At 50.1% G+C, this 16,445-nt stretch carries 26 protein-coding genes; 10 read left to right on the top strand and 16 right to left on the bottom strand.

Annotation, left to right across the window (positions count from 1 at the left end):
• Together MKMG_RS01415 and MKMG_RS01410 are read left to right on the top strand one after the other, a co-directional pair.
• Window positions 1–794 (top strand): peptidase U32 family protein (locus tag MKMG_RS01415; RefSeq protein ID WP_165074700.1); only part of this gene is annotated, 794 nt, incomplete at its 5' end.
• Between the two features lie 131 nt (window positions 795–925).
• Window positions 926–2,299, top strand: a complete 1,374-nt coding sequence (locus MKMG_RS01410; protein WP_256366051.1) for an MFS transporter — start codon at window positions 926–928, stop codon at window positions 2,297–2,299.
• Between the two features lie 122 nt (window positions 2,300–2,421).
• Here the strand turns inward: MKMG_RS01410 and MKMG_RS11630 are convergent, their stop codons facing one another.
• Complete coding sequence (locus tag MKMG_RS11630; RefSeq protein ID WP_256366050.1) at window positions 2,422–2,550, bottom strand: hypothetical protein; 129 nt, start codon at window positions 2,548–2,550, stop codon at window positions 2,422–2,424.
• Window positions 2,551–2,726: 176 nt separating this feature from the next.
• On the opposite strand from MKMG_RS11630, the gene MKMG_RS01405 reads away from it, so the two are divergent.
• The 6 genes from MKMG_RS01405 (at window position 2,727) to MKMG_RS01385 (ending at window position 6,867) form a co-directional block, all read left to right on the top strand.
• Window positions 2,727–3,932: a PAS domain S-box protein gene (locus tag MKMG_RS01405; RefSeq protein ID WP_165074696.1), complete on the top strand. Its 1,206-nt coding sequence runs from the start codon at window positions 2,727–2,729 to the stop codon at window positions 3,930–3,932.
• Between the two features lie 408 nt (window positions 3,933–4,340).
• Window positions 4,341–4,913 carry a hypothetical protein gene (locus MKMG_RS01400; RefSeq protein ID WP_165074694.1) on the top strand — a complete coding sequence of 191 codons (573 nt, stop codon included), beginning with the start codon at window positions 4,341–4,343 and terminating at the stop codon, window positions 4,911–4,913.
• 220 nt (window positions 4,914–5,133) lie between these two features.
• A complete protein-coding gene (locus MKMG_RS01395) occupies window positions 5,134–5,355 on the top strand; it encodes a hypothetical protein (protein WP_165074692.1) in 222 nt (73 codons plus the stop codon).
• 114 nt (window positions 5,356–5,469) lie between these two features.
• The gene (locus MKMG_RS11405; protein ID WP_216842859.1) at window positions 5,470–5,637 is read left to right on the top strand and encodes a hypothetical protein; all 168 of its coding nucleotides are present in this window, start codon (window positions 5,470–5,472) and stop codon (window positions 5,635–5,637) included.
• Between the two features lie 2 nt (window positions 5,638–5,639).
• A complete protein-coding gene (locus MKMG_RS01390; protein WP_216842858.1) occupies window positions 5,640–6,257 on the top strand; it encodes a hypothetical protein in 618 nt (205 codons plus the stop codon).
• A 1-nt stretch (window position 6,258) separates the two neighbouring features.
• The gene (locus tag MKMG_RS01385; protein WP_165074689.1) at window positions 6,259–6,867 is read left to right on the top strand and encodes a flavodoxin family protein; all 609 of its coding nucleotides are present in this window, start codon (window positions 6,259–6,261) and stop codon (window positions 6,865–6,867) included.
• 229 nt (window positions 6,868–7,096) lie between these two features.
• On the opposite strand, the gene MKMG_RS01380 is transcribed toward MKMG_RS01385, so the two are convergent.
• From MKMG_RS01380 to MKMG_RS01345, 8 genes are all read right to left on the bottom strand, one after another.
• A complete protein-coding gene (locus MKMG_RS01380; RefSeq protein WP_165074687.1) occupies window positions 7,097–7,420 on the bottom strand; it encodes a hypothetical protein in 324 nt (107 codons plus the stop codon).
• The gene (locus MKMG_RS01375) at window positions 7,389–7,730 is read right to left on the bottom strand and encodes a hypothetical protein (RefSeq protein ID WP_165074685.1); all 342 of its coding nucleotides are present in this window, start codon (window positions 7,728–7,730) and stop codon (window positions 7,389–7,391) included. Before MKMG_RS01375 ends, MKMG_RS01380 begins: the two co-directional genes overlap by 32 nt.
• A complete protein-coding gene (locus tag MKMG_RS01370) occupies window positions 7,727–7,954 on the bottom strand; it encodes a hypothetical protein (protein ID WP_165074682.1) in 228 nt (75 codons plus the stop codon). Before MKMG_RS01370 ends, MKMG_RS01375 begins: the two co-directional genes overlap by 4 nt.
• Entirely contained in the window at window positions 7,951–8,256 is a 306-nt protein-coding gene (locus tag MKMG_RS01365; RefSeq protein WP_165074680.1) for a hypothetical protein, read from the bottom strand. Before MKMG_RS01365 ends, MKMG_RS01370 begins: the two co-directional genes overlap by 4 nt.
• A 6-nt stretch (window positions 8,257–8,262) precedes the next feature.
• The gene (locus MKMG_RS01360; protein WP_165074678.1) at window positions 8,263–8,664 is read right to left on the bottom strand and encodes a hypothetical protein; all 402 of its coding nucleotides are present in this window, start codon (window positions 8,662–8,664) and stop codon (window positions 8,263–8,265) included.
• Between the two features lie 8 nt (window positions 8,665–8,672).
• Window positions 8,673–9,113 (bottom strand): hypothetical protein, encoded by a 441-nt coding sequence (locus MKMG_RS01355; protein ID WP_165074676.1) that lies wholly within the window; start codon window positions 9,111–9,113, stop codon window positions 8,673–8,675.
• A gap of 649 nt (window positions 9,114–9,762) precedes the next feature.
• Window positions 9,763–10,377 carry a class I SAM-dependent methyltransferase gene (locus tag MKMG_RS01350; protein ID WP_254059036.1) on the bottom strand — a complete coding sequence of 205 codons (615 nt, stop codon included), beginning with the start codon at window positions 10,375–10,377 and terminating at the stop codon, window positions 9,763–9,765.
• Window positions 10,378–10,715: 338 nt separating this feature from the next.
• A complete protein-coding gene (locus MKMG_RS01345; RefSeq protein WP_165074672.1) occupies window positions 10,716–10,916 on the bottom strand; it encodes a hypothetical protein in 201 nt (66 codons plus the stop codon).
• Window positions 10,917–11,451: 535 nt separating this feature from the next.
• Here MKMG_RS01345 and MKMG_RS01340 point away from each other — a divergent pair.
• A complete protein-coding gene (locus MKMG_RS01340; RefSeq protein WP_165074670.1) occupies window positions 11,452–11,712 on the top strand; it encodes an RNA-binding protein in 261 nt (86 codons plus the stop codon).
• A gap of 406 nt (window positions 11,713–12,118) precedes the next feature.
• On the opposite strand, the gene budA is transcribed toward MKMG_RS01340, so the two are convergent.
• The 7 genes from budA to MKMG_RS11720 all read right to left on the bottom strand — a co-directional run bounded on the left by budA (window position 12,119) and on the right by MKMG_RS11720 (window position 16,169).
• Window positions 12,119–12,952 (bottom strand): acetolactate decarboxylase, encoded by an 834-nt coding sequence (gene budA / locus MKMG_RS01335; RefSeq protein WP_165074668.1) that lies wholly within the window; start codon window positions 12,950–12,952, stop codon window positions 12,119–12,121.
• 144 nt (window positions 12,953–13,096) lie between these two features.
• Entirely contained in the window at window positions 13,097–13,327 is a 231-nt protein-coding gene (locus MKMG_RS01330; RefSeq protein ID WP_165074666.1) for a hypothetical protein, read from the bottom strand.
• A 47-nt stretch (window positions 13,328–13,374) separates the two neighbouring features.
• Window positions 13,375–13,758, bottom strand: coding sequence for a DUF134 domain-containing protein (locus MKMG_RS01325; protein WP_165074664.1), 384 nt, complete (start codon window positions 13,756–13,758; stop codon window positions 13,375–13,377).
• Window positions 13,755–14,630, bottom strand: coding sequence for a 4Fe-4S binding protein (locus MKMG_RS01320; protein ID WP_165074662.1), 876 nt, complete (start codon window positions 14,628–14,630; stop codon window positions 13,755–13,757). The genes MKMG_RS01325 and MKMG_RS01320 overlap by 4 nt, the downstream gene beginning before the upstream one ends.
• Window positions 14,627–15,478 (bottom strand): P-loop NTPase, encoded by an 852-nt coding sequence (locus MKMG_RS01315; protein ID WP_165074660.1) that lies wholly within the window; start codon window positions 15,476–15,478, stop codon window positions 14,627–14,629. Before MKMG_RS01315 ends, MKMG_RS01320 begins: the two co-directional genes overlap by 4 nt.
• A 28-nt stretch (window positions 15,479–15,506) precedes the next feature.
• Window positions 15,507–15,845, bottom strand: a complete 339-nt coding sequence (locus MKMG_RS01310) for a NifB/NifX family molybdenum-iron cluster-binding protein (RefSeq protein WP_165074658.1) — start codon at window positions 15,843–15,845, stop codon at window positions 15,507–15,509.
• Between the two features lie 87 nt (window positions 15,846–15,932).
• Window positions 15,933–16,169: a zinc ribbon domain-containing protein gene (locus MKMG_RS11720; RefSeq protein ID WP_165074656.1), complete on the bottom strand. Its 237-nt coding sequence runs from the start codon at window positions 16,167–16,169 to the stop codon at window positions 15,933–15,935.
• Between MKMG_RS11720 and MKMG_RS01300 the strand changes: the two genes are divergently transcribed.
• Window positions 16,152–16,436, top strand: a complete 285-nt coding sequence (locus MKMG_RS01300) for a hypothetical protein (protein ID WP_165074549.1) — start codon at window positions 16,152–16,154, stop codon at window positions 16,434–16,436. The genes MKMG_RS11720 and MKMG_RS01300 overlap by 18 nt on opposite strands.
• The last annotated feature ends 9 nt before the right edge of the window (window positions 16,437–16,445 follow it).

Genomic DNA, 16,445 nt, shown 5'->3' with positions numbered 1-16,445 from the left:
CACGGGAATGTTCTCTGGATGAGATCGCTGACATCAGCAGACAGGCGAAACGTGACGGACTGCACTGTGAGATAGAGACCTTTGTTCACGGTGCGATGTGCGTGAGTGTATCCGGCAGGTGTTTTCTGTCCGGCGAAACATTCGGTAAATCCGCAAACCGTGGGCAGTGCATACAGCCCTGCCGAAGACTCTACAAAATTACCGATGTGGAAGACGAGGACAACACATATATTCTGGGCCACAATTATGTCCTCAGCCCAAAGGATCTCTGCTCAGTCGGTATACTTCCCGGCCTGATTGACGCAGGCATCAGTTCGTTTAAAATTGAAGGGAGAATCAGGCCTCCTGAATATGTGAAAACAACCGTATCCTGTTACCGAAAGGCCCTCGACGCAATAGCTGCAGGAGTTTATACCCCCGGGCTTGTCGGCATGCTCAAAGAAGAGCTCGCAAAGACCTACAACAGAGGGTTTTCAGAGGGTTTTTACAAAGGTCTCGATACAGACTGGATCAGCCGTGGTCCTGCCGCAACAGAGTCAAAATCCTACTGCGGCGAAGTGGTAAACTATTACAATAAAATCCGGGTGGCAGAATTTGCCATCCGTGCGGGTGAGGTAAATATCGGCGACAAAATTTTAATCTACGGCAAAAAAACGTCTGCGCACTACAGTGCCATCCAGGAAATCCAGATCAATCACGAATCAGTTGCTTCCGCAGGGAAAGGAGAGAACTGCGGAATAAAAATACCGGTTCCACTCAGACCAGGTGACAAACTCTTCCGGATAACTGACTGACTGAATCTGAACCGGTCCTCATCAACAGTTTTTGGCCCTCTCTTTATTGGAGAAAAGTATTTCCACTGCAGTGTGGCCCGGATATTCCTGAGCAGCAGAGAGATCACAGCATATAAGTAGCGAATTGCCACATTTTTGGACGATGTTTTACATTTCAGGCTGTTTCTTCTCTGCGTGCTCTTCTTTGTGTTTTACCCTTGTTGATTATCTCTTCGGGGAGTCTCTCTTTTCAATATATTTGTTTTCGGGAAAATATGGCTGATTCGGCACCTTTCTTTTCTGATCAAAACCTTCATGCCGCCAAAATAGCATATCAATCCGTTATGGGCGAAGAGTTTTTCCGGGGGCCGATGTACATCCTCCTTGTTGCAGTCTTTCTTGGAATGCTGGGTCTGGGAATTGTCATTCCCCTGCTGCCAATTTTTGTTGACAATTTCGGGGCCAGCCACTTCTGGGTCGGAGCTCTCTTCGCGGGCTACGGTCTCTCCCGCATCATGTTCACTCCTGCCATCGCGAATTACTCCGACAGGCATGGCAGAAAATGGTTAATTTCGGCAGGGCTTGCACTCTATACTGTTGTATCGCTCTGTTATATCTTCGCAGGTTCGGTCTGTGAACTCTTTGTGATCCGGTTCGTCCATGGGATCGCCTCGGCGATGATCGGGCCGATCGCGATGGCCTATGTAGGGGATCTCACGCCTCAGGGGATGGAAGGGCAATACCAGGGGCGCCTCTCCAACGTGTTCTATCTGGGAATGGGAGCAGGCCCCCTGATTGGTGGTGCCCTGTACCACCTGTCAGGGTTGAGTGCGGTCTTTCTGCTCATGGCTGTGCTGTCATTTATCCCATGTTTGCTATGTATCCGGTATCTCCCTGATTCGAAACCGGAATATCATAAGTCCCCCAGTATCTGGAAGGCATTTCTCCACAGGCGGATGCAGGCTTCGCTCTTCTATCGTTTCATCAACTGCTTCCCTTATGCTGCCTTCATGGTCTTTCTCCCAGTCCTTGCGGCGAATGAAGATCACTTCTCAACCACAGTAATCGGACTGATTATTGCAGTCGAGGTGCTGTCCATGGGGATGAGCCTCGGATATTTCGGCCGACTGGTCGACCGGCACAAAAAATTCTGGTTTGTGGTGGGTGGGACGCTGCTGTTATCCGCTGGCACCCTTGTAATTCCATTCGTCAGGAATGTTTTCGTTGTCGGCCTGATTGCACTCTGCATTGGTGTAGGAAATGCAATGGCCATCTCTGCGGCAACGGCGGTGGTGGCAATCGATGGACGGGAGCTTGGACAGGGCGTTGCAATGGGGGCCTTCAATACCGTGGTCAGTATGGGAATCACCATCCCCCCACTAATATTCGGCGTAATTCTGGTATCCTGTGGCGTTGATGCCATATTCATCATCTCCGGTCTCCTCGCACTGGCAGCTCTGGTTCCGTTCTGGCTCCTCGTGGTTCGGAGCAGGAAGCGGCCGGCAGAAAGGGGAGTGAATGGATAAGGCAGTGAATGGAGACAGGGCACAGGAAGTCTGCGGGGGCACTGTTTCTCCTCTGCGTCCTCTTCTGTGTGTGTTTACCCCTATTGTTTTTTCAGATTCGGTCTCCTGATTCCGTTTTGTTGTCAGCCGGAAATCAGTCCTTCTGCGACCAGATAATCTCTTGCGATTGCCCGTGCGTCACGCTTATCAATGTCAAATTCTGCATTGAGACTGCGCATGGTTTTGTCACACTTTCCTGTGAGGTCTTTCATTCCGGTCCTAATTATCAGAATGAATTCCCCGCTGCTGGATACACGGTTTGATACCGGATGGGGCGAATAATTTGGATTTCTACAGTGCATCCTTTATTTCATAAATGGCCCCACATAAATATGGTTTTCAGAATATTTTCCATACAATTATAGACTATACCGAAAAACCGTTATGGATGGTATCTGCAGGTACAGAATCACAGGCAATCTCCCTTTTATACGTGGATGATGAACCTGCACTTCTTGAACTGAGCAAACTGTATCTGGAGCATTCCGGCACTTTTACCGTTATTACAGCAACCAGTGCGGCGGAGGCAATACGGATACTTGCAGAGGAACCATTTGATGCGATCATATCTGACTACGAGATGCCGGATATGAATGGGATCGAATTTCTCAAATATCTCAGGGGTGAAGGGAATGCCATTCCATTCCTGATCTTTACCGGCAGGGGTCGCAAAGATGTAGTCATTGAGGCGCTCAACAATGGAGCCGATTTTTATATTCAGAAAGGCGGTGATCCCCGGTCACAGTTTGCTGAACTTATCAACAAGATCAAGTACGCGGTGTCCCACCGGAGAGCAGAGGAGGCATTGCGGCGGAGTGAGGAGCGATACCGGTTCATCGCAGATAATGTTGCAGACAATATCTGGATGTTTGATATGGAATTTAACCTGACCTATGTCAGTCCGTCGGGGAAAAAAATGCGGGGTTTCACGGCTGAAGAGGATCTGGCCCAGTCCCTTGAAGAGAAGATGACTCCGACATCCTGTGAGCGGGTGGTGCGACGGTTTCAGGAAGAACTGGCACTTGAAGCAACCGGGACTGCTGACCCGAACCGAACCATTCTCTTTGAGACAGAGGAGTATTGTAAGGACGGTTCCACTGTCTGGGTGGAGAACTCAGTCCGCTGTCTGCGCGATGTTCATGGACATCCGACCGGAGTGCTTGGTGTATCACGGGACATCACCTGGCGTAAGCAGGCAGAGGAGGCCCTGTGCAAGAGTGAGGAACGCTATCGATCCCTGGCAGAGAACTCTCCTGTTGGTATTATCACCTGTGATCGGGAAGGAACCATTGACTATGTCAATCCGAAGATGCTGGAGATACTGGAGTCGCCCGGAATAGAGGAGACCCGGAAAATAAATCTTCTGACATTTCCCCCCCTGCAAGATGCCGGTCTTTCTGATATTCTGAAACGGGCTCTCGAAACGGGGGTGCAGGAAAATTCCATGCATGTCAGATACCGGTCAAAATGGGGGAAAACCATCCAGTTCAGGGGTTACATATCACCGTTCTCCGGGGATGGATCCGTTTTTGGAGCTCTGATCGTTATAGACGGAATTACTGAGTCCGGAAATGGGGAAGACACACTGCTGTAATCATTTGAATGATTTGCATTTCGTATCGTGATTGAGACCTGCCCATATGGGCTGAAGGTATTCCGTCACCTGTTTTTAAAGATTGGATTGGGTGGTCTGATGTGTGAGCAGGAAGATGTCCGGGACTTCACACGTTCATGTGTTCCTTGCTTCAAAACCGATGTAGAGTGCTGATATACTGCAGTCACATCCGGATTATCCGGGAATAATCCCCCTTGATCACATCGTTTTTGTATCTGTTCGGTATTCTGCCACAATCATTGAATAGCATACGACGGATAGTACCCACCTGAAACCGACAAACAAATGGAATGCAGATGTATGATGCGGATGCCCGCCCGTGTATCCGGAACGATGGTGGTGAAGTGAGGTGTGCGCCCTCACACCGGAGAACACCATGAGGACATCATGAATACAGACACTGTTTTTGCGGTCCACCCGGAGATTCTCCGGTTTGAACGCAAAATCAGGCACCTGACTGATGCGGAGATGACGGGCATCTTCTCTGAAGAGGGTGTTTCCATACTGACATTACATGCCGTTGACACCGGAAACGGGTTCTTCACTGTTATCCCAGAAGAGATAAAGGAGCGGATCACAGACTGCATTCTCACCCATAACCATCCGTCAGATCGTTCCTTTACGAAACGGGATCTCAAAGAGGCGTCCTTCTTCTCACTCAAAGAGATCCGTGTTGTCGGGAGAACGGGTCTGTATTCCATGAAACCGGGTGCAGGCGGGTGGCCGGCACCGCAGGTCATAGCAGACTGTTTTACTTCAATTGAAGCAGACCCTGATTTTCAGGCAGAGATTGATGATCTCAGTTCCTCTTCTGAACGATTCACGGATGCAGAGGATATTCAGTCGGGCATTGCGAGAATCTGGTCTGACCTTCTCTGCGAACGGCTTGCCGGAGCACTGAACCTGATCTATCAAAGTGCTGACTGGAGGGATGACGGCGGTCCAGCCCTACAGGTGTAGATAGATCTGGTGCCCGGTAATTTGGTAAATCTCACAATCCCGGCCCATCATATAATTTTGCCAAAATACTGTGCTCTGCCCCAGAAGGAGGTGGCTGCACTGTCAGTAATACTTGTTTGGATATGATTCCGCTCCTCTGTTCTCTCTGTCCCCCGTAGTCGCCGCTACCTATTTATAGGGCTTTCACATTATACCCCCTCAGGATAAGAGGTGATACGTCATGGGATACAGATGGAAAAATAATACCGATGTGGATGAAGCAGTTGTTGTAATTATGAACTCTCTGGATCAAAATGAGATTCTGCCCACTTGGCTGGTGCGCACCATCCAGCAGTCGATTGAGGATTCAGACCCGGATTACGTGAAATACTTCTATGAGGAAGTAGGGCAGCACGCACCGGCGGGAATGAAATTCTTTGAAGACCTCGGCGGTTCTGATTAGGATTTCCTGAATTAATCCATTTTTCTTACAGCAACCGGTACTATCAGGTGCAGTTTTGTTCTTCTTCAGCAACACATATTTCTCTGAAAAGCCCTATGCAGCACCCGGGATGATATGAAGCCTGAGGACGCACAGGGAAAAGAACGAGAACGTCGGATCATGGACGCAGTCCTTGCCAAAGCCCTCGCTCTCGGTGCGAGTGTGGCAGGTGTTGTTCCGGCACGCCTGCTCAGTGACTGCCCATCCGCACAGAGTGCCGGGCCGCAGGGGCTGGCCCGTTGATTTTGGGTCGGGTCATTGTCCTCGGGCTGTATCACGACCCTGAACACCCGGAGATGGACTGGTGGGAGGAGGGCAGAAGCACACCCGGAGACCGGATACTCTACGGGATGACAACTGCTCTCTCACGGTGGCTTCGTGAGGTGCACGGCCGGGAGGCCCACGACATACCGTATGCTGTATCTGACGGCGGCATCTATTTGAAAGATGCGGCAGTGCTCGCCGGTCTGGGCATGTTTGGGAGGAATAATCTGGTCATCGTGCCCGGTTTTGGCCCGCGGATACGCTTCCGGGCGTTATGGACAGACCTTGAAGTGGAGGCGCTGCCGCTTCGTGAATGCCTGTCGCCCTGTATCAAATGCGGCCGGCCGTGTCAGAAACACTGTCCGCAACAGGCATTTCCCGGCGGACATTACAGCCGTGAACGGTGCCTCTCCCGGATGGATGCAGACAAGGCGTCAGTTGCTTCACGAACTTCTGATACTACACAAAAAGAGTCGGTTCGGCATTGCAGAAACTGTGAACTGTTCTGCACCGCATCCTTTTTCCCGTCTCCCGTCCTTTGTCTCCGCACTGGGCGACACCAGGGGATGATAGCCCTGCAACCGGAGGATGTGAAATGAGATGAAATGTGCGGCAGTATTCGGGAGTCCACGGAACGGGAACAGTGATGCCCTCGCCGAGGAGTTTCTCCTTGAAGCAGAGAGACGGGGGGCCGTGGTGGAACGTTTCTGTCTGCGGACGATGAAGTTCAGGGGATGCATTGGATGTATGGCCTGCAAGGACGGACGGGCTGACGCCTGCATTCTTGACGATGAACTCACGCCGGTGCTTGAGGCCATCGCTGCAGCAGATACCGTGCTTCTTGCAACACCGGTCTATTTCCGTGACATATCCTGGCTTCTGAAGGCATGCCTGGACCGTTGGTACGGGTTCTTCGGCTACACTGAAGGTGAGTGTAACATGCGGATTTCTGCCGGAAAAAGGATGGTCTTTGTGGTGACGCAGAACATGCCCCGGGAACACCTGAATGATATGATGCGCAAGTACAACACGACATTCATGCAGCTCGGATTTGAGAAGATGTATCCGGTTCGCGGATGTGAGGTGGGGGATGCACCAGACGCGGTCATGAATCGTGAAGAACTCCTGACTCTCACCCGGGAAACTGCGGCTGTTGTTATGGCAGGCGGCCCGTCACCGGCAGTACTTCCTGCCTATCACTTTGGGTAACGGGAAGGGCACACATGGTTGAATGCACCATTCTGCTTTTTGATGTGTGGGACATATTCTGGCAGAATATCCGGCGGTCTGAAATGATCCTTCCTTTTTTTGTATGTGTCACCTACGGATAACGGGCCGTTTCGGCCGGGAATTGTCCGGCAGGCCGTGATGGGAACCTGCGTAATTCCCCGGTTCATTCAACGAACCGTATGGATGGATATGATCTCCGTGCAGTAAGTCATTCCTTGTTTTCAACAGAACCAGACTGCAGCAATGGCTGAATATGGAGTTTATAGGTGCCATGACAGGAGTTGCAGACATAGAATTCCTGTGTCCAGCAGGACGAACAGGCCCATCTGCCGCAGAGGGTGCACTGGCGTAACACGGTGAGGGAAAAGGTATCGTTGCAGAGATCACAGTAATGCTTTGAGAAGGAGGATGGGTCCTTATGCGGAGGTTCACCCTGTTTCCGCATCGAAGGGATGTCCCCTTTCAGGCGTGAGTAAAACAGTTCCGGTTTATGGGCCCGGTTATTCACTGCGGGTTTCTCTTTCCAAAACATTCAGACGCTCCTCCAGGCCTGCAAGGGTATCCGTCATTTCATGCCTGAATTCTTTCAGGCCATTCATCCGGTTTTCTTCTTCTGTGAGCGCCGGGTCATTGTGTTCACGAAATGTTCGTACCTGGTATGTATCCATCAGGGACCATTCTTCAACCATATGTTCAAAGTGGCGGTCCAGATACTCGTCCACCCGGCTTTCCATCGGACGGCTGATTGACACATGCCCGGATGATCCTCTGAAATAGTAATAGAGAATGAATGCGATGATTGCAATGACGATGATTGTCAGGAGAACCTCAGTTATGGTCATCGCTTCTCCTCCCTGACTTTCTCAAGCCTCTGTTCCATATCGGTGAGTTTTGCATCAGCATCCTGTGTGAACTGCCCCATCTCCCGTATGTCAGTCTCTACCAGGCGCAGACGACTCCGATAATCTCCAAAATCCTGCATCGTGCCCAGATTCCACTCTCCAATGATATCCTTCATCCTGCGGTCAAGATAGGTATTCATGTAATCGTCAAATCCTGCCATCATCTCTCCTCCACTTCACGCAGGGCCTGTTCAAGGGCAGATGCCCTGTCTTTAAGTGTGACTTTCTCCTTCTCCAGGCCACTAATATCTGTACTGACCGCATCAAGGCGGTGTTCAAGATCCTCCAGGGTAAAGCGTGTGACAAGTCCCCATTCTGATATGAGGGGTGCGATATGGGCATCAAGGTACTCGCCCAGGCGTTTATCCATAGAGGGCAGCTTTCTGTCAATGGCCTGGGGGACTGATGCCAGTGATTCGGTAAATGAGGTCTTTTGTTGTGTCCCGGAAACTTCTGTTTCATACATATTTCATCACCGGATTTTTCTCTCCTCGTCTTTTATTTTTTCAACCATATGATCCAGTTTTGTGCTCTTCACTGAATTTTCCAGCCGCTGGATTCTCCGGTCAACAGCGTTCTGTTTCGCAAAGATGTCAGCCTCCATTCTGAGATTCTCCTGGTCAAGGATGTTTATCTCCTCCAGTTTTTCCGGAGGGACACGGAAGAATGGCTGGCCCCTGTGGGCATAATCGAGTTTCATCAACTGCAGTTTCTCTTTCTCCAGTTCAATCTCTGCGAGCCGGGGTGTCACTTTTGCATCGTGTATCTCCCTGATGATGTAAAAGATAATGATGAGACCAATAAAGATGAGTATGACCCACAAAAGCGACTGAAACCACGACCACCATTCAAGAGCAAATGACTCTGTGGCCATTTTCCCACTCACTCCTCGGGCCCGGGTTCGGGTTCATCTTTTTCTTTGCCTGGCATGATCTTTGCGCTGACCTCTTTTGCGCCTTTTTCAATACTTTCCCCCACATGACCAGCCCCTTCCTGGACAGCCTTTCCTGTCCTGCCCACCTTTTTACTGATAACTTCCGTAATGGGAACTTTTCGCTGCACGTTGACCGTGTCGCCCTCCGCTGCAGCAAGTTTTGCAATATCTTCCGGACTTATTCGTATCACCCCCTTTTCGACCATTGCATCAGCGTAGATGCTGACTATGACCTGTTTTGGTTTTTCATCTTCGCTCAGAGGAATGTTATACACCTCAATGGCTTCCCCTTCTTTTACCCCAAGAAAGGGCAATACTGATTCATGGACGCGGGCCCGCCCATGGCTGGGGAATGCCCGAGTCTGGATGATTAACTCTATCCCTTCCATACGATGACGGATCAAGGGACGATTCTATTTATATCTATGCCGGATGAAGGGAACATAAGGGCAGATAATCGCCATTAAATTCGTCATTTTTGGCTGCAAATGGCTTAAATGTTGTATTTACCACGTCATCTCATTTCAGGAGGGTATTATCACGGGATATTGTTCATACTAACTTAAATACAGGGATTTTTTGAAAAAAAACGGAATTATATGGTACAACAGGAAATAGTTCTGATATTTTGTATCTGCTGAATATGATCAGCGGTCAGGTCGCACATAATGGTAGAATTTTACGGAAAACTCCTGTGTGAGAGCACCCATGTCACTATCACTCCAGTAATACTGATAGATGACCGTTTAGAGTCCATGGAATGCCGGTGATCGTATGTGTGCCTAACGGGATGTCAGACCAGCATAACGGTGCATTGGTGTACGATGCCCATCACTGTTTTTCATGACCCTGCTCTTCGGCCAGACGGAATCTCCGGAGACAGTGGTGCAGAACCGTTCATCATCTGAGATGACGCCAGGATTTTAATATGGCCCTGTTTTCCTGACACTCCTGTGCGGGTCATCACCTGCTCAGCCGACTTCACCGGTATTTGAAAGCCGGCGGTTGCATACTCTGCCTCTTCTCAGACAGGGGTATTCAAGCCAGAGGGTTGCCTGCCGTCTTTGATATAACAATCCAGAACCCTTCATCCCCGAGGATGATCTCGTACTTCGGCACGCCTATTTCATCAAGCATGATCTGGAACCGCTCCGCATTCTCAGGTGAGATGTTCTTTCGGTTAAATTCCTTCCAGTCCGGATTCTTTTTGATCATAGTAGCTGAAATCTCATCCCGCAGTTCTTTGTTGCCAAACCCGCCACCGATGTAGGTCATGCCACCGGGTTTTAATACACGATATATCTCCCGGAAGGCAGTGTGGATGTCATTCCAGAAGAACATGGATCCCCGACTGATGATGAGGTCAGCTGAGTCGTCATCAAGGGGCATGGCATGCACATCACCACAAAGGAGACGTATCCGCTCAGAGAGACCTGCTTCTTTGATATTGCGCGATGCTGATTCATGCATATCATCCGAGTAGTCCAGCGCAATGACCGAGAGGTCTGACTGCTGTGCGACAGCAATTGCCAGTGACGCCGGGCCGCTGCCAAGGTCAATACAGGTGCCTTTAGTAATCCCGGACTTCCCGATGATCTTCTCTGCAATGACCGGGTATATCGGGGCAAAGATGGTTTTTGCGATCTCATCCATATTGCGGGCGCCTTTTTTGTCGAATTTTTTCTTTGTGTCTGACATTTGGATGGTTCTTTTTGTGTATGTCCGTTCAGTGTACGAATGGAGACATACAATTTATTTGAGTTAATATTTTGGTTGAGTAAATGATTCTTTGTTGTGTGACCCCCATAAACATGATGATACTGACAGAGAGTATCAATGATGACGAGGAGTTGAGGAAAGAATGTGCAGTGGTTTCCCGTCTCATATACACGGAAATCTCTCCCGGGGACTCTAATGGAAATGTCAGAACACCGGTGTATTATGATACAAATTGCCAGAGCATCTTCTAAAAATGAATGAATCTGACCAGATCACACTTCGTATGCAACCAGTGACATGCCCAGATCTTTTTCAAGGTCTTTGATTCTTTTCAGGTCATCTTCATTCAGGTTGGAGTAGGTTGGAACTTCATAGGCCAGAAGGGTCACGCCCATCTCTTTTTCAATTGCCTTCAGCTTTTCACTGTTTTCACTTGAAATGTTTGCATATCCCATACAGATCATGATTCTCACCGTCCCCTACTGCTGCACCAACATATAAAAAACTATCTGTCGCGGGGAACGGGGTTATATGAATTGGTCTGCTACCCATACAGAACTCGTATTTTTGTATCGCATGGGAGAGACAGGACGTCTGTTCATCTTCCTTCCATATCCCCACATTCTGGATGTGGTTTATGGAACTCTATATCCTGTGGTGCGCCTCTGAGATACCAGCCAGCCTGTCACATACTCCATCATCGGAATGGTCATATACGCGTGCAGAGATGCCAGTATTTGTGTTTCAGAACCCGGAGTCCACCATAAAAACCCGCCATAAATTGTCCTGTATGAGAATCTGTCCGGAATTCTGCCCGCATTTTTTGCCATGATCATGTTCTTTCTGAATTGTCAGGCATGCAGAAACAAGTCCGGGTGGCACAATAATGCACTGATTTGTCCGTTTGTCAGTACATAATTTCACGTGGGACAGCAGGACATAATATAACAGATGAGCGTCAAGATAATATATACTATCTGAGATACAATCCCAGATTGGAGTACTTAAATGGAAAGCAGCAAGTTATACGTTGGCAATCTTACGTATTCAGTTACGGAAGCTCAACTCAAAGAAATATTTGAAGATTTTGGCGATGTTAAGGACGTCCGTGTCATTGAGCGCAAAGGATTTGGGTTCGTTGAGATGGGCACCGTTGAAGAGGCAGAGAAGGCAATGGAAGCTCTCAATGAGACCGACTTCGAAGGCCGCACACTTAGAATCGATGAAGCACGTCCTCAGAGACCGCGCACCGAATACAGAAGATACTAATCTTCTTTTTTTGCCGCTCCGGTATCCGGGACATTAACTATCGCGGATATCATTCGGTGAACATGGCAGAGGCGTTGCAACGTCAGCCGTCTCTTTACAAAAATTGTAAAAATCCCCCCCGGTAATGAGCCGGAGGCTTGTTTTCCTAGTTCACTTTATCTACTCCGTAGGCTACCGGATATTTTGCCCGCAGAGGTCACAGCAGAATAAATCAGATCTGCTCCTTTCTTTTCATTTTATTTCCTGTTGGATTTTGTTCTCGTTCCTGTCTGCGTGTAGATGATGCTTTCAAAAAGATCTGGAAGTAATTGTCACATTGACCGTGATGCACCAGAACATTGTGCATGAAGAAATACAGTATTTAGACTTTAGGTGTATCTCATAGAGAGCTTAAAAAAGAGAATGATTAGTTCTTCTCAACGGATTCCAGTGCCGAACCCAGGTCTTCGGTAAGGTTGACCTGGTAAAAATCACCCTCTGTGGGGAGAACAATGTAAAGATCAGGGGTGATATCGACTTCAATGTCCCCACTTGTCATCCGGAAGTCCAGTACATGCCCACCTGCGGTGCGGTCACCCGTGATGAAGTGAATGTGGTATCCCGGCACATTGAGGCCTCCCACAAATTCAGGTGACCAGAATCCCACGATGGTGCCGGTGGCATTGTAGAATTCAAACTCATTCTGTTCTTTTACCACCTCTGCGAGTTTCGGGTACGGCCGGGATTGTTTTGGCACGCTCCGTGTCATTACATAGTCAAACGTGCCGTCAATGCGGATGGCGTAGACCATATTTGCAGACGGAAGCCCCGATTCCAGCTGGTCTTCAAACTGACTGATATTTGCAATTGTACCAGCAGGGATGGTGATGTCAGAATCAAAGAATGTGGCAGAGACAAACGGGGTGGTTGTGGTGTCTTCAAGCGGATATGCCACACCATCCGAACAGATGACATAATACTCACCGTCCACCCCGATCAACTCCCCGTCAAGGGCATCAATAGTCCCTATGGCAGTGTCGCCGTGTTGTCTGACCTCCCCTATGGGAACAATGCCGTCATATACGCTCTGGAGGAGTGCGTTTATGGTTGATACCTGGTAGAGTGTATCACGGTCGTCTGGTGCACTGGCCTGCGGCGTATCCGTATGCATCAATCCAGGGACATAGATAAGGCAGGCAATGATGGCGATGAGAAGAATAATTATGGCAATAGGAAGTATCTGCGTAGTGCGTGACTTCATGAATATACGTACCTGGCACGTGTTTGGGTTTAATGATATGGAACTTGTCTGACGATAAAAAAAGATGAGAGGTGATGCAGACACATTCCCTGCAAAATCTGGTTTCCCGGGAAATCGTGCTCCCCGGTTGTTTTTTGATTCCGGTTACCTGCGTCCGAATCCACGGCCAAAACCCCGGCCGCAACCCCGGCCACGGCCCATGCCGAATCCTCCTCCCATACCAAACTGGTAGGCAGGTGCAGGAGTTACAGTCTCCTGCTCGCCGGCTGCTGCTCCTTCTTCTGGTGCGACTGTTCCCGCAGGGGGGCAACGCCCCATCCCACGGCCTGTCCGTGCCCCACGTCCGCCGGGCCCGGTTCCATCAAATCCTGGCATTTTTATCACTCCTGTTTTACAGATCATTATTACTCATATGTGCATAATTACTCTTCCGGTTGCGGCAGTGTTTCAGTCTTCAGATCAAAGAGAATGCAGGCATCAGGATCGGTGTGTCCACACTCTGAGATGACAATGACCTTTCCTTCTGAGAGGGCATCGGCCACCTTCCTGCGGGCGGTATGGACGTCCCGCCAGAGTGTTCGCCGGGAGACCTGCATCCGTTCTGCAGCAGATTCCTGGTTCAGACCCTCACTGTCGACCAGCCTGAATGCCTCCAGTTCTTCGGGAAGGAGGGTGACTGTCTCCTGGGGGCGCTGGCCTCTTCCACAGCAGGGGGCATAACACCGCCACATGCCTTCGGTCTCTATCATTCTGGCACGGCGTGGGCGGCCGCGTCGTCGGTTTCCACTTCCGCCACCGCAATTCATTGCGAAATCCCCATCGCAGCAGAGAGGGCCTTCCAAGATTTCTTTAGACTCTCCGCAGCCGGTGTGTCCATGCCTGCGACAGATTCTCCACGCCGTGCGGCCTCAATGACCGCCGGGTCAAAGGGAATGGTTCCGATGATCTCTATTTTTTCATCTGCACAGTATCTCCTGACATACTCTGCGCGTTCCTCGTCAAGGTCTGCTTTATTGAGCACCAAAAACATCTGGACGCCAAACTGTCTGCAGATGGTGACAAGCCGCCTGAGGTCATGGAGGGCTGATATGCCGGGTTCAGTCACAAGGACAACGGCGTCCACACCGCTGATAGCAGAGATCACCGGGCAGCCAATTCCCGGCGGCCCGTCTATCAGAAATGCCGGGACATTTGGTTCATCGTTCAGTGCGTCCTTTTTGACCTCAAAGACCAGCCGGCCGCTGGTACCGGAGCCGGGGAAGAGTTCTGCATGGAAGAGAGGCCCATGCGGGGTGTCAGAACGACAGACCTCTCCGCTTTGCCGTTCGGAAATAACGACTGCACCCTCCCTGCATACAAGGGAGCATACACCGCAGCCCTCACATTTCAGGGGGTTGATGCAAAAGATTCCGTCATCTCCCTGACTGATCGCAGAGAACCGGCAGTAAACCTGACAGATACCACATCCGACACATTTGGTCTGGTCAATGGCTGCACACTCCAGCCCCATGAACGGGCGGCATTCTGTATTTGATGTCTCTAAAAGCAGACTGAGGTTTGCTGCATCGACATCACAGTCTGCAAGAAGCAGCTTTTCATCTGAAAAGACGGAAAATCCAGCGGCGACCATGGTCTTACCGGTGCCACCTTTACCGCTCATCACTGCGATGGTCTTCATAAGATGCCTCCTGCGATAGCAACGGTATCCTCGTACAGCTGGGTAAATGCCTCTATCCACTCTTCCTTTTCGGAGCAGAGGATGGCACCCCTGTTCTGTATGGCAGCAATTTCACGGTCAAAGGGAATGGTTAAGAGAACCGGCAGTCCTTCTTCTGCGCAGAATGCAAGTGTCGATGAGTCCTCATTGTCACTCCGGTTGATGACAACTCCTGCGGGGATGCCAAATGCCTCTGTGAGGCGTGCTGCCCGCCTGAGGTCAGCAAGGCCTGAGGGTGTTGATTCGGTAACAAGAATACAGACATCAGCGCCCTCCATCGTCTCAATAACCGGGCAGGCAGTGCCGGGCGGGCCGTCAAGGACTGATACACCGTCCCATTCTCCAGCCTCTTTTGCTGCCTTAATAACAGCCGGTGCTGCAATCTCACCTTCATCAAGAATGCCTGATATCACCGTGAGGGTGGGTGTGGGCTCGCCTCGTGTGATCATTCCAATCCTGCGGGGAACCTCGGTAATGGCATCCACCGGGCAGGACAGCATGCATCCACCACATGAGTGGCAGAGATGTGCCTGAAACATCACTGATTCTGTGAGGACAGATATTGCTCCATACCGGCAGAATTCGCCGCATGCACCGCAGAGGGTGCATTTTTCGCTGTCAACCTCAGGCACCTTTACGGTTACCGGTCCTTCATCCTTCCCGCCGGGATAGAAGAGATGGACGTTCGGTTCTTCAGCATCACAGTCTATCAGATGTGTTTCCTGTGACTGTGACACTGCCCATGCGAGGTTAACAGAGACCATGGTCTTGCCGGTGCCGCCTTTGCCGCTTGCTACGACTATCTTCATTCCGGTAGTAATGGAATCGTCACTCCTTTTAGACGATACGGGTCAGTGTTCCTGCTTTGTATGCCGCATATGCCTCTGCAACGGTCTTTGCCTCGCCGAATGCATAGGTGGGGATGCCTGCGACTTCAAGGCCCTTGTTGGCATTGCCGCCGACCTGTCCGGTGACAACCACGTTGACGCCCTTTGAGACGAGCATCTGGACAACCTTTGGCCCGACACCACTTGCGTCATTTGCGCTTGTATTATTGATGACCTCGATGATCTCTCCAGTTTCATCGTTGTAGACGACAAAGAACGGGGTCCTTCCGAAGCGGTTTTCCGGAACTGATTCTGGTGAATCACCTTTTGATGTGATACATATTTTCATAACTGATATTCTCCGTCAATGAATTTTACTCATATGGCCATATATCTGTGCATCGAAACATGTCAGGTCTGTCCTCCTGTGCTGCAGTCAACTACACACGACTAAAGTTGTGGGCTTGCCCTTCCAACTCTCCACTTTAATACCAGAGGAGCGGAGTGCAACAGGCTGGTTGACAGCAGCCCTAAAAGAGATGTTTTTTGCCGTGTTGATATCGGCGTTTTCAGAATATCCACATTCCAGACATACAAATTCTGACTGATTTTTCCAGTTCTCTTTGCCGATGAACCCACACTCAGAACACTGCTTTTGTTTGGGGGCGACCATGCATCCGCAGATGCCATGATGCAGCACGTGGTCCAGAACCGTGTCCGTACAGAAGAGATGAACCGCTTGATAGATGAGTGTGGCTGTGACCCGGAGACTGCGGCTATTCTCAGAGAACAGGTGCAGGCGATGGAACAGGAGCAGGCACGCTTTGAAGGGGTGGCAGCTGCAGAAAATGGCAGACGGGGACTCTTCGGGCATCATTCCCGTTTTTTTCAAGTCACTGCTTCCTGGCTGAATAACCTCTGGATAACATGTTTTGCCTGAATCAGTAAC

Source organism: Methanogenium sp. MK-MG (assembly GCF_009914725.1).
Taxonomy (GTDB): Archaea; Halobacteriota; Methanomicrobia; order Methanomicrobiales; family Methanomicrobiaceae; genus Methanogenium.
The sequence above is the reverse complement of the archived record's forward strand: the minus strand, read 5'-3'. Positions and strand labels throughout refer to the sequence as shown.